This is a genomic window from Chitinophaga sp. RAB17, from assembly GCF_052114225.1.
Taxonomy (GTDB): Bacteria; Bacteroidota; Bacteroidia; order Chitinophagales; family Chitinophagaceae; genus Chitinophaga.
In genome coordinates this window covers 681,439-693,751 of sequence record NZ_JBFREI010000002.1, presented here as the reverse complement: position 1 = coordinate 693,751, position 12,313 = coordinate 681,439, and the positions used below count along the sequence as shown (strand labels likewise).

The window sequence follows — 12,313 nt, the reverse complement described above, 5'->3', positions numbered from 1 at the left end:
AATAATCAATCAGACATTAAGATCCGTAAATATTACATGGATGAAAGGGGGATTGCAATTAAAAATAATTAGCAATAAACTTTTAATTATCAATGAATTAAAAATAATTCGTCACGTTTCTTAAAAAAAAGTAACACATCCTGTCACGTTTTGCTCCCGTGTTCTGTCTTATTACCGTAACACATCAATTAAAAAATAAAAACGACACAAAATGGAACAGAGAATTTCTTATCAGGATACGACCAAAGGGCTTTTTGACGGATTAATGAAGACTGAATTTTACTTCAAAAAATCAGGGGCCGACCTGAAATTGCTGGAGCTGATGAAATACAGAATATCCCAGATCAATGGTTGCGCCTATTGCCTGGATGCACATCATAAAGAATCAATCCACATGGGAGAAACAGAACAGCGTCTGCATTCATTGGTGGCCTGGAGAGAATGTCCGTACTACAGCGATAAAGAAAGAGTTGCACTGGCCCTCGCTGAAGTGCTGACGAATACCAGCCGGGAAGAAGTAAGTGACGAATTGTACACCACTTTATCCGCCTTATTTACCAAGGCTGAAATAGCTGATCTGACAGTAGCTATTGCCCAGATCAATGCCTGGAACAGGATTAACAAAGCATTTCGCACTACACCCGGTAATTACAAAGTAGGACAGTTTTAAACATATTCATGATGACACATTCCAATAAAAACAATCAACATAAAATGGCCTTCATTATCTGGCTGGCTATTTTCCCCCTGATCACCCTTACATTCTATTTATTCGGCGACCTGCTGCTATTGCTGCCGCTGGTGTTAAGAACATTTATATTGACAATCATTATAGTTCCAACAGTATTCTATATTATTGTGCCCTTGTATACCCGCCTTTTATCGGGCTGGTTCAAATAACCTAAATCATCTGTGGTGAAAGATTATCAGACTATATTATTTCCGTACGCCTATAATATCTTAGGGGCTGTTGAAGATGCTAAGGATGCCATCCAGGATGTATTATACAATTACCTGGCTGCGTCCAAAGAGGGCATAGAAAATGAGAAGAACTACCTGATTAAAAGTGTGATTAACCAGGCGCTCAATATCAAGCAAAAGAAAAAGCAGGTAAAGCTGGGAGATGTGTGGCTACCCGAACCGGTAGCTACAGAGGGAGCGGATACTAATATCAACCTGCACGATATTGCGTCTTATTCTATGCTGGTATTACTGGAGCAACTCAATCCAAAAGAGCGGGCCGTATTTATTCTGAAAGAGAGTTTTGGCTATTCCCACGAAGAGATTGCGGAAGTACTGGCTATCACCACAGAAGGATCCAGGAAGCTGCTGAGCAGGGCACGTACAAGACTAAACGAATCGCGGCAACCCACTACCAACCGGAAAGTAGTGCCATCCGGTATGCTCAACAATTTTATTCATGCTATCAGGAACCGGGATACACATGCGCTTGAAAACCTGCTCTCCCGCGATGTTACCTTCTTTGCAGATGGCGGTAGCAAGATGAGTGTGGTGAAAAAGATTTCTATTGGCCTGCAGGAAGTGGCGGAGCTGTTACTCTATATTTACGAGAAATACGATGCGGCCTTCAGGGTAGAAACGGCCGAAATCAATCACCAGCCGGCACTGCTGTATTACAATGACACCACACTGGTGGCCTGTCAGATATTGAGTGTATCTGCGGAAGATGGGAAAATATTCCAGGTCAGCAATGTAGTAGACCCGGACAAGCTGAAATCAGTTTCGGTGAAATAAAACAGTGATGGGTGGAGCAGAAAAACTGTCTCCACCCGCAACGTGATCATGTTTCTCCCGGTCGTCAACATTGATGTCCTTTTGCGGTTAATATCTCTCTTCACTATTAACCGATATTTAATTTTCACTGCGATGCAAAAACGATTTTCCGGTGTATTTTTAAGTATAAACATTTTCCACTATGAAGCAGAAAACCCTTTTTCTGGCCCTGGCCGCGTTCTCCCTTTTTGGTTGTAAAAAAGACCTGGTAAACCCAACTGCCAATACCGGCATTGAAACAGGAAAAAACAGCCTCACTGCCAACACGCTCACCGTATCGCTCACCGCATGGATGGGATCTATTGCCGACAATACCAATATCAGCAATTTATCTATTCCAGGTACACATGATAGCGGCGCCCGAAATGAGCCCATTGGCGGTACTGCCAAATGTCAGAATCTCAGCATCCGTGAACAACTGGATGCAGGTACCCGTTTCCTCGACATCAGATGCCGTCACATTGGAGATGCTTTTGCTATCCACCACGGTTCTATTTATCAGAACCTAAACTTCACAGATGTATTAACCGCCTGTTATGACTTCCTCGCCACCAATCCCACAGAAACCATCGTGATGTGCGTGAAAGAGGAATATGATCCTACCAACAACACCCGTTCATTTGAACAAACATTTGACAGCTACACCGCACTGCAACCATCAAAATGGTACCTAGGTGATGCGGTACCCAACCTTGGCCAGGTAAGAGGTAAAATTGTACTGCTGAGAAGATTCGGCGCTTCCAATACACCTAAGGGCATTGAAGCGACTAACTGGTCCGATAATACTACCTTCTCTATTAACAACGCCAACTCCAGTTTACGTGTACAGGATCAATATGTAGTTCCTGATAACAATGCAAAGTGGACTGGTATCACCAATTTATTAACAGAAGCCAAAAACGGCAGCCAGTCAGTATTGTACATCAACTTCACCAGTGGATATAAATCGTTGATCTTTGGTATTCCAAGTATTACCACCGTTTCAAATAATATTAATCCACGGATCAATACTTACTTTACCACTAATACGCATGGCAGGTATGGGATTCTTCCAATGGATTTCGCCGCAGCCGATAGGAATACGTTGATTATTAATACGAATTTCTAGAGTAGAAAATAATTTGCTATTTTAAAAAATATGGCCATCTGCAGATGGCTATATTTTTTTTGTAGTTAACATGCTACATTTATAAGGCATCCTAATTATAAAAAACCTCGTCCTTACAAGAGGACTTTTTTTTCCATAATGACAATATATATTTCGAACCTTTTTATAACAGATTTGTTAAATCAGAAGGCCTCCAAAATAAAATAACATATCCTTTGACTCAAAATAACTTTAAATAGCCGATGCAATAATATATGCCCCGATATCAATAGTGGAGTTAGTGAAAACCCTTTCCTGCTCCTGCACCTGGTTGGCAGCATTCCTCTGACACATACCTGCGTGTATGCCGGTACTATGAGTACCGGAAACAGATGGTATCCATGCCAGCTCACGGGGATCCAAACTCAATATGATGAACAGGTTGCGGACTGGGACCGCACTATATAGTTAATGCAGATCCAATTATCCAGTGGTGTGGCGATTTTCCTGCATTTCTACCCACACAGGTGGCTAACCTGACGAGCACACTGGCAATGATTGTATAGTATTGTAGGTTCGAATCCTGCCCTGTTCACGAAGCACGCGTTATACAGCGCCGATCTGATGATCGGCGCTGTGGCATTTTCAAGGAAATAAATTAAATATATCTGTATATTAGTGTGTAAGACTGTGCCTATTTCCTGTTCCTGAAAACAGTCTGCGTTTCCCAGATGAGTAAAGCCGTCATAAAAAAGTTCCTCTTCTATTTCCTTTTAAGAAATATCCCTATCCTGCTAATGGTAGCTATTTTTATGTCCCACGACCGCCTGCAGGCCTTAGCCGGCTTTTTCGGAATGATTATTTTTTATTGCATCCCGCTTATTATCATCGATGCCATACTGTTTGTGTGGCCATGTGCCTACCTGCTGAAGCGTTGCGAAGAAGCGCCGAAACGTGCCTCCTGTAACTGGTACCTGGTTGGCCTGCTGCTGCTGGAAGCTTTACTGTTAAAGATCTGCGTATTTGAGGCTATGCCGTTGCTACTTTCACTTTTTGTCTTTATTTACCTGGTGACCTTCACACGGATCTATTTCAACGATACTTTTAAAGCAAAAGATAAAAAGCTTTCTCAGTCGGATAATAGTTAAGCAACTTATTGAAAATACTCCTTCACAGCAGATACAAACAAAGGTATCAACGGGTGGCTCTTATTCAGGCTGGCCGCTCTCCACACCCTCTTTTTGAGAGGTGACTTCAACGGCAGGGTCACGATATCCTTACTTTTCAGGTAGGGAGCAATTACCCAGGTGGCGAAAATGCCAATCCCCATACCCGCATTGATCATTTCAACGATGGCTTCCGTCAGTTGAATACGCGTGGTGGTTTTCGGTTTCGTTTCCCGGAAAAACTCTTTCGAAAAATGATTATGCGTGCCATAACCATCGTATATCAGCAGATCCTCCGTAACAAAATCAGCAGCGGTAAGCGCTGTTTTTGTACGCGCATAGGGATGATTGCGTGGTAACACCACCACCAGGTTATCTGAAAATAAATTGGTGGTATAGATAGCCGGATGATCCGGTTTCTCTGAAACAATCGCCAGATCCAGTTCTCCGTTCAACAGGTATTCCAGTGGCCTTTGTGTAGCTCCCACTACGATCGATATTTCCACCTGTTCTATCCGGGATTTTAAGCGGGTAATAATTTCCGGCAACCAATGATAACAAGTATAGCATTCTGTGCTGATGCGCAGGCTGGAGACCTTGCCTTTTTTAAAGGCGTGTATATCCTCATTTAAGCGGGACAGTTGTGGCAGGATCGCGCCGGCACTTTCCATAATGCGTCTTCCGGCATGTGTGAGCAGGAGCTTCTTATTTACCCGTTCAAAAACAGGCAGGCCAGTTCTGTTCTCCAGGTCTTTTAGCTGGTGACTTAAGGCTGATTGTGTAAGAAACAGGCTGTCGGCGGCTTTGGTAAGAGATCCATGTTCTACAATACGTTGCACCAGGAGCAGATCGTTGCTTATAATCATGAATATTTTTAATTAAAAGTACGAAAACTATTCATTTTACTCATGAATCACGACAACCTACCTTTGACAAATAAAAAAATATGCCATGGAAACAGTCATAAAAAAATTTACCGAAACAGATGTAGACAGTGCTTTTGAACTGGCGCGGGCCACACAAAAGCCGGTGTTGATAGATTTCTGGAATACCAATTGTAAAGGTTGTGAGCGGATGGATGCGATCACCTATGAAGATGCATCTGTACAGGAATACCTGGATCAAAACTATGTGCTGGTGAAATATCACGCCAGCAAAATAACCAGGGAATTTTCCAAAGCCTATCTGCCTAATGCGCTGCAATGGACGCCGGCACTATACATATACTCACCGGATGGTGCAGTCGTGCGTAACGTAGCAGGATATCATTCACCCAAACAGTTTATCATAGAACTATCTATCGGCCATGGAGCCATGTTAATGCGCAAGGGAAAACATGCAGAAGCATTGGAGTTATTGGGTCATCTCACCATCGCAGCGGAGTACCCGGCGCTGGATCAGGAAGTCATGTACTGGGCCGGCGTGGCATCGTTCTTTGCCAACCGGAAAGATTTCAGGGATATAGTGCCTTATTGGAACAAGCTGATAGCCACTTATCCTGGTTCTACGTGGGCAGAGAAGGCAGATATTTTACCTGCAGAAATATAAAAAATATTTGAGCCCCCGGTATTATCCGGCAATGGGTAAACAAAATCCATCTAACAAGAGCAGGTGCCTCCATTTCCTGGGAGACACCTGCATTGTGTTATTTAACTGTTTTAAGCAGCCCTAGTTGCTGTAAGGCAGTAACACCATCATCCAGCCCTATTTCTGCTACAATTTTACCGTTCTCAATTTTAAGCACAGTGGTTCCTGTAAAGTGCATCTTTTTCCCGGTAGCCGCAGGTAAAGATCCTGCTAAAAAATCACTGAAAGCCGGCCCTGTATGCGTTCCTCCGCCTTCCCAGCGACCCACTACGTAATCGCCTTCAGCAATAAGGTCGGCTGCCCCCCAAAAATTAAGATCCGGGAAAGCAGCACGGAAATCAGTCATGAAAGCTTTGATATCTTCATGTCCTTTCCTGGGTTCGTGCAGTGAATACTGCAACAGCATATCTGGCGCGGCCAGTTCGTCTACGATTGACAGGTCACAGGTGTCACCCCAGAAACTGGTAAACCAACGTCCTACAATCGCTTTGTTGATTTCTTCTTTTGTTTTTTCGAGCGTTCCCATAATTTGAATGTTTAGTTTTTCAATTGTTTTTATTCACTAACAGATTCAAAATTACGGGCAGCTATAACGGATAGTAACCCGGTTCTTGCGGTTTTAAAATAAAGCGGATATTCTTGATTTCAGCAAGTTCCGGGTTGTGTAAAGTAGCCAATCATCCTATCATTGCAGATGATGCCAACACTGCCATAACAGCCAGTCATTAATAGCTGTCCTGACCCAAATCGTCATTCTTCAATTTTGTATATAATAATCATAGTCGTAAATTGATATCTTAATTCTCATTTAACAAGCGCGAAAATCACCTCATGGAGCAAGTACAAGTCGGTAAATGTGTGTACATTCTGAATACAGGAAAGAACCTGTATAAGATTGGCAAGACGCAGGACCTGCATAAGCGGTTAGCGGCTTATCATACACACTTGCCCGTTATGTTCCGTGTTATCCGGCAATATGCTGCATTGAATATGACCGACCTCGAAGAAAGTCTGCATATCCTGTTTCAGCATAAACGTGTAAAAGGAGAATGGTTTGAATTAAGTAAAGACGACCTGATCATCTGCGATAATGTGGCCAGAAACTATGCCCTGCAAGGGCTACAAAAACAACCACGTAAGTATAACGATATCACTTTTAGCAACAACCCCATGTTGCAGGTGATGGAAGCCAATGAAAAATACCTGCAGGATTACTCCCGGATTGTAGATGATATCAAACTGGGACTTAATAACAATGAAGTTTTTGAGTTACACGAAGGTACTGTCAGCAAAGTTATTATTGAAACCGTCCGGAGACTGATGCGGTACCGTACCCCCAATTCTGAATTCCTGGGCAAATGGCTGCGGGTGGCCAGCGAACTAAGCAGCAACGTCAGCGAGACCAGCATTCTTCAAAAATACAAAGGGCAGGTGAGTCGCTCTACCATACAAATGATCAAAAGAATATTGCATAATCAGCTGTACTGATTCATTTTCAACATTTACTATTTTGTTCGTTTTCTTACAATTCCAGGTGTCTGGCAGTTATGATCTTTGTAAGAAACAAACTAACTTATGAAATCAGCCCTCCCCGTGCTCCTGTTTATGATGGCCATATGCTCTCTTAACGGTATGGCACAGTCGCTGCAGCATACCAGCCTGGATGATGCAAAAAAAGCCATTGCAAAGGCCAATGCTGTTCACTTCAGCCTGTTTGCTAAAAATGATGGATCTATTCTGAGCCTGTATACAGAAGATGCCTGTTTATTAATGCCCGGTGCACCTGCCTTCTGCGGAAGGGAAGGACTTTCAAAATTCTTTGATGGTGTTTATGCCGCCGGCTCCAGAGACGGAAAAATTATTACCCTTGATGTTTATGGCGATGGAGAAGAATATGTAACAGAAGAAGGCCTTACACAGGTATTTGACGCCAATGGAAAAATGCTGGGGGAAGGCAAATATATCGTGATCTGGAAAAAGACGAAAGACGGCTGGAAGATGTTCAGAGACATGTTTAACAGCAGTCAGCCTAAATAGTTTGACCTCCTGCCAAACGTGCTTGTTTGGCAGGGTTCTATCACCCACCGGCACGAATGGCCGAAGGTGTGAGCCCTGTAAATCTTTTGAACTCCTTTATAAAATGCGCCTGGTCGAAATAGCCACAATCGTAGGCAATGGTGGTAAGCGGGATATTCCCGGACTGAATCAGCTGCAGACTTTTATTGAACCGCTGAATCTGGAAAAATGCCCTCGGGGTAAGGCCCACATTATCGAGAAACAGCTTCTGAATATATCGTTCGGAAAAGCCGTATTTATCAGATAAGTATTTAATATTAAATAATTCCCCTTCTGCGCTGATATGACTGCATATCCGCTCAAGCATCGTAATCTTATTGCTCAACTTCCTGCTTTTCTGTAATCGTTGAAACAGGAAAAGATCCAGCTCCCGTACTTTTTGCTCCAGGCTCCCCGCATGAATTAACCGGTCATAGAATTCGCCCGACTCCTTTCCGAGAAGACCTTCCAGGTCAACGGAATCATTGGTAAACTCCGCAATGGGGTTAGGGAAAAAGAGTGCGTTGGCGTGGGGGTGAATCCTGGCAATGAGCACCTCCGTACCCCTGGTGACCGAAAGCCGGGTAGGGACAGTCAGTTGCCCCAGCACCTCTACTTTGGGCATATCAATGGGCCGGCCGTTAATAATGGTACTGGCGCTGCCGCCTGAAATATTGACGGCAAAGTCGATGTAGCCACTGGGAAAAAATGTCTGATCGGTCATATCCGTTTCCGTACTAAACACCCAATAGCCTTGCACGTAGGGTTTCAATATATGGGAAGGAGAAAACTGCATAGGGGTGACGTGATCATTGGTCAGATGAATGTAAGAAAAATATACTACTCCGGGAAAAAAATGTAGCCTGTTACAAGGGGATATAAAATCGCGGAAAAGACCCGCCAACAAATTTCGAACCTTTTCTTTGGCATGTTGTTAAATGGGAAGTTTTCAGTCGTATTTAATCACCTCAAAATAATATATCATGCCTTATTCCCCTTTATTAGTAAAACCCTTCAGAGACGAATTAACAGTGGTAGGTGTCAAGGAGCTAACTACCCCTGAAAGTGTGGATGAAATATTGAAAGAGAACGGTGTTACCATGATTGTAGTCAACAGCGTTTGCGGATGCGCGGCAGGATCAGCCCGCCCGGCCGTCAAACAGGCAATGGAACATGACAAGAAGCCCAACAGGGTTGCCAGTGTATTTGCCGGACAAGACCTGGAGGCCACTGCACGATTCCGCAGTCACATAGCCGATATTCCACCATCCTCTCCTTCTATTGCCCTTTTTAAAGACCAGGAACTGGTTTATTTCGTTCCTAAACACAGGATTGAAGGGCGGGATGCAACTGCGCTTGCCAATGACTTAAAATCCGTATTTGACGAGTTTTGTTAATTCCTGTATTTTATCTGACACACGACAATAAAAAACACGCAATCAGAAAAGGTCTGCCATAGGCAGACCTTTTCTGATTGCGTGTAACAGGAGTTTTCTTCCCTCTTTAGTATTATCTTCGGATGTACATTTAACTCGAAACGCCGACTAAATTGCCTGCCATGGCCGGCAAGATAAAAATAAGTACCCGCTATGCAAGAAGTACAGGCCTGGCTTAAAGAGGTCGCCGACTTAACTGACGAAGAGGCTCAAGCCATTAACAGTAAACTGATCCCGCTTCCATGCAGAAAAAATACTATTCTCCTCAAACAAGGGCATAGCTGCGAATATATTTATTTCATTGAAAAAGGATTTGCCAGAGCCTTTTACACGAGGGATGGAAAAGATGCCACTACTTTATTCGCCAGGGAAAATGATATCATTACTTCTATGTATTCTTTAATCACCAAAAGAAAAAGCAACGAAACTATTGAGATCTTAGAAGATGCTGCCCTACTTAGAATTAGCTACGCTGAACTACAAGTGCTGTACAAGACCTATCCAAACATAAACCGGCTCGGCAGAATCCTGCTGGAGAAATACTTTGTTGAACTGGAAGAAAGAACACTCTCCCTGCAATTTGACAGCGCTTTGGAAAGATACCAGAAGTTAATAACCAACCAGCCCGATATCCTGCAGAGGGCCTCCCTGGGACAAATAGCCTCTTTCCTTGGCATGTCACAGATTACACTTAGCCGTATAAGAAGCAACATCTAAATACCATTTTTTAGCTTTTGTTAAAAACGGGCATCCATAATATCCGGATTTTTGTCTTGCAAAAACAATCGGCAGCGATAAATGACGCCGGACAAAATTCATTACTACATCAAATATGATTTATGGAGGACGTTAGAATGGATGATGTACTTTATGGGGAAATTACTGCCTTATCCACTGCAGGAGATCTGCTTTCAGATGCGAATGATTATGAAGGCGCGTTAAAAAAGTTCAAAATGGCACTTGACCTGGTACCATTTCCTAAAACAGATTGGGCTGTATCGTTATGACTGTATGCCAGTATCGGAGATATCTACTTTTTAATGAAAGCATTTAAAGTAGCCGGTGAAAACTTTTCCAAAGCATTACATGCTCCCGATGGACATAAAAATGCTTTTATACATTTAAGGTTGGGCGAGATATTTTACGAGATGGATATCCCGGATAAAGCCATGGATCACTTACTCAGAGCATATGAGCTGGAAGGTCCTGAGATTTTAAAAATCGAACATGAAAAATATTTCGGGTTTCTCAAAAGCCATGTCCTCATATAGTCATAACCCGATATCTTCCCCTCAACGATTCTCCATCCATTGCAGAAAATGAGTAATTTTTTCTTTTCCTACCACCAGCGGCTCATCGGTAGGCACACTAAGATGCAACGCTAGCTTCCGCGCGGAATAATGTTCCACCTCTTTAATGGCATCAAAGTTCACCAGGTACTGCCTGTTCAGCCGGTAAAACTGTTTGGAAGAAAGCTGTGACTGTATCTGCTCCAGCGTTTGAGGAATAATGTATTTCTGCTGCTGGAAGGTAACCATGTAAGGTGAATCATACTTGATGTACAAATACGCGATCTGATCTGTACGTACGGTGATATACTTGTTATTGTGAAATACCAGGAAACTGGTTTTACCTTCATTCCTATCCAGTCTCTTAATCAGTTCTTCCCAGTCAGACTGCTTACGTTCCTGAAAGAAATTCCTGAAATTATCCATCTTTTTAAAAGCAGCTTCCAAATCACCAGCCGAAAAGGGCTTCAGCAGATAATCCACACCGTTTGATTTAATGGCATCCATAGAATATTCCCCAAAAGCTGTACAGAAAATCACAGGAGAAGAAATCTTCACCATCTTGAATATCTCAAAACACAAACCATCCGATAACTGCACATCCATAAATATCAGGTCCGGCGGTTCATTCGCAGACAAATAGGCCACAGCCTGCTCAATACTGTTCAACATAGCATCCACACTCGCATCAGGTTTGATTTTGGCAATCAGTCCTGATAACGATTTGGCCGCTTTAACTTCATCTTCAATAATGATTATCTTCATTGATTACCGGTAATTTTACAGTAAAGGTGGATGATTCAGGACAGATGTCAATATTCCTGTTTAAGAGATGATTATACCGTTCATTAATATTCTCCAGCCCAATACCCGTAGATGCTTCAGGCGTGATTTTAGGTTGCACATTATTCTTCACCACAATAAAATCCTTTTCTGAATAGATCTCTACATACAACGGCTTATCAGGGGCTACCACATTATGTTTGATACAATTCTCCACCAGCAGCTGCAGCGTAAAAGGAGGGATCATGGATTTTTGCAGGCTTTCTTCCACCTGGATATTCACTTCAAACCCTTCTTCAAAACGCGCTTTGAGCAAAAAAATATAAGCTTCCAGGATTTTCATTTCCTCAGATAGGTGTATCAGGTCCAGCTTCCTGTTTTCCAGCGTGAAACGGTAAAAATCAGACAGCTTCAGGATAAAATCAACACTATGTTCATCCTCACTCTCCACCATATATTTGAGTGTATTGAGTGTATTAAATAAAAAATGCGGATTTACCTGTTGCCGCAATAGTTCATACTGAGCCGCCAGGTTATCCATCCTGGTGCGCTCCAGCTCTATGCTCACCCGCTGGTTCTGATAGGTCTGATACAGCATATGAATAAACATATAAAAGGTCAGGTTAATCAATACTCCTCTCACTTCAAACATCAGCATTACCGGACCAAAGTTAATGTGCGTCAATATCAGCTGCTGTATATACGACAGCAGGAACATCACCACCAGACCGACCAGCAAATTTTTAATCAATGGATAGAGTGAAAATCCCCTGGCCACTTCATGTGAAGTATATACCGGTAACGTCAGCATATTATAGTACCACACAAACAGGGAGAATACGAATGTAATCAGCGAATTGGCGATCACCTCATAAATGTTATACTGATGCTGTATCAGGTTGGGCAATGATACAATCACCCCTAAGAAGAGAGAGCTTAACCATATAATACGGCCTGAAATCTTAAAGGATTGTCTTTTTTTCATAGCAGACCAAAGATAAAAGTATTTGGACAACAAGGGCAAAAAACAAGACCGTATCCGGCGTTTAACACCCTGAACCGGGCATAATCCACCCTGAGATAGTCAACCCGGGAAATACCCACTTTTAAGCCCCA

General features: G+C 42.7%; 18 protein-coding genes. 12 read left to right on the top strand and 6 right to left on the bottom strand.

Features of this window, described 5'->3' with window-relative positions:
- Positions 1-211 precede the first annotated feature (211 nt).
- The 4 genes from AB4Z08_RS08890 to AB4Z08_RS08875 all read left to right on the top strand — a co-directional run bounded on the left by AB4Z08_RS08890 (position 212) and on the right by AB4Z08_RS08875 (position 2,902).
- Entirely contained in the window at positions 212-670 is a 459-nt protein-coding gene (locus AB4Z08_RS08890) for a carboxymuconolactone decarboxylase family protein (protein ID WP_441573371.1), read from the top strand.
- An 8-nt stretch (positions 671-678) separates the two neighbouring features.
- The gene (locus AB4Z08_RS08885; protein WP_441573370.1) at positions 679-900 is read left to right on the top strand and encodes a hypothetical protein; all 222 of its coding nucleotides are present in this window, start codon (positions 679-681) and stop codon (positions 898-900) included.
- Between the two features lie 15 nt (positions 901-915).
- On the top strand, positions 916-1,755 hold the full coding sequence (locus AB4Z08_RS08880; RefSeq protein ID WP_441573369.1) for a sigma-70 family RNA polymerase sigma factor: 840 nt from the start codon (positions 916-918) through the stop codon (positions 1,753-1,755).
- A 181-nt stretch (positions 1,756-1,936) separates the two neighbouring features.
- A complete protein-coding gene (locus AB4Z08_RS08875; RefSeq protein ID WP_441573368.1) occupies positions 1,937-2,902 on the top strand; it encodes a phosphatidylinositol-specific phospholipase C in 966 nt (321 codons plus the stop codon).
- A gap of 231 nt (positions 2,903-3,133) precedes the next feature.
- Here AB4Z08_RS08875 and AB4Z08_RS08870 read toward each other — a convergent pair whose 3' ends face one another.
- The gene (locus AB4Z08_RS08870) at positions 3,134-3,310 is read right to left on the bottom strand and encodes a hypothetical protein (RefSeq protein WP_441573367.1); all 177 of its coding nucleotides are present in this window, start codon (positions 3,308-3,310) and stop codon (positions 3,134-3,136) included.
- Positions 3,311-3,612: 302 nt separating this feature from the next.
- Here AB4Z08_RS08870 and AB4Z08_RS08865 point away from each other — a divergent pair, with 302 nt between their 5' ends.
- Positions 3,613-4,029, top strand: a complete 417-nt coding sequence (locus tag AB4Z08_RS08865; RefSeq protein ID WP_441573366.1) for a hypothetical protein — start codon at positions 3,613-3,615, stop codon at positions 4,027-4,029.
- Between the two features lie 5 nt (positions 4,030-4,034).
- On the opposite strand, the gene AB4Z08_RS08860 is transcribed toward AB4Z08_RS08865, so the two are convergent.
- Positions 4,035-4,913 (bottom strand): LysR family transcriptional regulator, encoded by an 879-nt coding sequence (locus AB4Z08_RS08860; RefSeq protein ID WP_441573365.1) that lies wholly within the window; start codon positions 4,911-4,913, stop codon positions 4,035-4,037.
- 85 nt (positions 4,914-4,998) lie between these two features.
- Here AB4Z08_RS08860 and AB4Z08_RS08855 point away from each other — a divergent pair, with 85 nt between their 5' ends.
- Complete coding sequence (locus AB4Z08_RS08855; RefSeq protein WP_441573364.1) at positions 4,999-5,595, top strand: thioredoxin fold domain-containing protein; 597 nt, start codon at positions 4,999-5,001, stop codon at positions 5,593-5,595.
- Between the two features lie 97 nt (positions 5,596-5,692).
- Here AB4Z08_RS08855 and AB4Z08_RS08850 read toward each other — a convergent pair whose 3' ends face one another.
- Entirely contained in the window at positions 5,693-6,160 is a 468-nt protein-coding gene (locus tag AB4Z08_RS08850; RefSeq protein ID WP_441573363.1) for an ester cyclase, read from the bottom strand.
- 305 nt (positions 6,161-6,465) lie between these two features.
- Here AB4Z08_RS08850 and AB4Z08_RS08845 point away from each other — a divergent pair, with 305 nt between their 5' ends.
- The gene (locus AB4Z08_RS08845) at positions 6,466-7,122 is read left to right on the top strand and encodes a GIY-YIG nuclease family protein (RefSeq protein WP_441573362.1); all 657 of its coding nucleotides are present in this window, start codon (positions 6,466-6,468) and stop codon (positions 7,120-7,122) included.
- An 87-nt stretch (positions 7,123-7,209) separates the two neighbouring features.
- A complete protein-coding gene (locus tag AB4Z08_RS08840) occupies positions 7,210-7,671 on the top strand; it encodes a YybH family protein (RefSeq protein WP_441573361.1) in 462 nt (153 codons plus the stop codon).
- A 40-nt stretch (positions 7,672-7,711) separates the two neighbouring features.
- Here the strand turns inward: AB4Z08_RS08840 and AB4Z08_RS08835 are convergent, their stop codons facing one another.
- Complete coding sequence (locus AB4Z08_RS08835; protein ID WP_441573360.1) at positions 7,712-8,485, bottom strand: helix-turn-helix domain-containing protein; 774 nt, start codon at positions 8,483-8,485, stop codon at positions 7,712-7,714.
- Between the two features lie 187 nt (positions 8,486-8,672).
- On the opposite strand from AB4Z08_RS08835, the gene AB4Z08_RS08830 reads away from it, so the two are divergent.
- The 4 genes from AB4Z08_RS08830 to AB4Z08_RS08815 all read left to right on the top strand — a co-directional run bounded on the left by AB4Z08_RS08830 (position 8,673) and on the right by AB4Z08_RS08815 (position 10,396).
- Positions 8,673-9,086: a BrxA/BrxB family bacilliredoxin gene (locus AB4Z08_RS08830; protein WP_441573359.1), complete on the top strand. Its 414-nt coding sequence runs from the start codon at positions 8,673-8,675 to the stop codon at positions 9,084-9,086.
- A 192-nt stretch (positions 9,087-9,278) separates the two neighbouring features.
- Positions 9,279-9,842 (top strand): Crp/Fnr family transcriptional regulator, encoded by a 564-nt coding sequence (locus AB4Z08_RS08825; protein ID WP_441573358.1) that lies wholly within the window; start codon positions 9,279-9,281, stop codon positions 9,840-9,842.
- 122 nt (positions 9,843-9,964) lie between these two features.
- Complete coding sequence (locus AB4Z08_RS08820; RefSeq protein WP_441573357.1) at positions 9,965-10,132, top strand: hypothetical protein; 168 nt, start codon at positions 9,965-9,967, stop codon at positions 10,130-10,132.
- A 33-nt stretch (positions 10,133-10,165) separates the two neighbouring features.
- A complete protein-coding gene (locus tag AB4Z08_RS08815) occupies positions 10,166-10,396 on the top strand; it encodes a hypothetical protein (RefSeq protein WP_441573356.1) in 231 nt (76 codons plus the stop codon).
- A gap of 21 nt (positions 10,397-10,417) precedes the next feature.
- Here AB4Z08_RS08815 and AB4Z08_RS08810 read toward each other — a convergent pair whose 3' ends face one another.
- Together AB4Z08_RS08810 and AB4Z08_RS08805 are read right to left on the bottom strand one after the other, a co-directional pair.
- Entirely contained in the window at positions 10,418-11,179 is a 762-nt protein-coding gene (locus tag AB4Z08_RS08810; protein WP_441573355.1) for a LytR/AlgR family response regulator transcription factor, read from the bottom strand.
- Complete coding sequence (locus tag AB4Z08_RS08805; protein ID WP_441573354.1) at positions 11,160-12,182, bottom strand: sensor histidine kinase; 1,023 nt, start codon at positions 12,180-12,182, stop codon at positions 11,160-11,162. The genes AB4Z08_RS08810 and AB4Z08_RS08805 overlap by 20 nt, the downstream gene beginning before the upstream one ends.
- Between the last annotated feature and the right edge of the window lie 131 nt (positions 12,183-12,313).

Bases quoted from the DNA above. Each gene is read 5' to 3' on its own strand.
- AB4Z08_RS08890 (WP_441573371.1), top strand. From the start codon at position 212: ATGGAACAGAGAATTTCTTATCAGGATACGACCAAAGGGCTTTTTGAC.
- AB4Z08_RS08885 (WP_441573370.1), top strand. From the start codon at position 679: ATGATGACACATTCCAATAAAAACAATCAACATAAAATGGCCTTCATT.
- AB4Z08_RS08875 (WP_441573368.1), top strand. From the start codon at position 1,937: ATGAAGCAGAAAACCCTTTTTCTGGCCCTGGCCGCGTTCTCCCTTTTT.
- AB4Z08_RS08865 (WP_441573366.1), top strand. From the start codon at position 3,613: ATGAGTAAAGCCGTCATAAAAAAGTTCCTCTTCTATTTCCTTTTAAGA.
- AB4Z08_RS08860 (WP_441573365.1), bottom strand. From the start codon at position 4,913: ATGATTATAAGCAACGATCTGCTCCTGGTGCAACGTATTGTAGAACAT.
- AB4Z08_RS08855 (WP_441573364.1), top strand. From the start codon at position 4,999: ATGGAAACAGTCATAAAAAAATTTACCGAAACAGATGTAGACAGTGCT.
- AB4Z08_RS08850 (WP_441573363.1), bottom strand. From the start codon at position 6,160: ATGGGAACGCTCGAAAAAACAAAAGAAGAAATCAACAAAGCGATTGTA.
- AB4Z08_RS08845 (WP_441573362.1), top strand. From the start codon at position 6,466: ATGGAGCAAGTACAAGTCGGTAAATGTGTGTACATTCTGAATACAGGA.
- AB4Z08_RS08840 (WP_441573361.1), top strand. From the start codon at position 7,210: ATGAAATCAGCCCTCCCCGTGCTCCTGTTTATGATGGCCATATGCTCT.
- AB4Z08_RS08835 (WP_441573360.1), bottom strand. From the start codon at position 8,485: ATGCAGTTTTCTCCTTCCCATATATTGAAACCCTACGTGCAAGGCTAT.
- AB4Z08_RS08830 (WP_441573359.1), top strand. From the start codon at position 8,673: ATGCCTTATTCCCCTTTATTAGTAAAACCCTTCAGAGACGAATTAACA.
- AB4Z08_RS08825 (WP_441573358.1), top strand. From the start codon at position 9,279: ATGCAAGAAGTACAGGCCTGGCTTAAAGAGGTCGCCGACTTAACTGAC.
- AB4Z08_RS08820 (WP_441573357.1), top strand. From the start codon at position 9,965: ATGGAGGACGTTAGAATGGATGATGTACTTTATGGGGAAATTACTGCC.
- AB4Z08_RS08815 (WP_441573356.1), top strand. From the start codon at position 10,166: ATGAAAGCATTTAAAGTAGCCGGTGAAAACTTTTCCAAAGCATTACAT.
- AB4Z08_RS08810 (WP_441573355.1), bottom strand. From the start codon at position 11,179: ATGAAGATAATCATTATTGAAGATGAAGTTAAAGCGGCCAAATCGTTA.
- AB4Z08_RS08805 (WP_441573354.1), bottom strand. From the start codon at position 12,182: ATGAAAAAAAGACAATCCTTTAAGATTTCAGGCCGTATTATATGGTTA.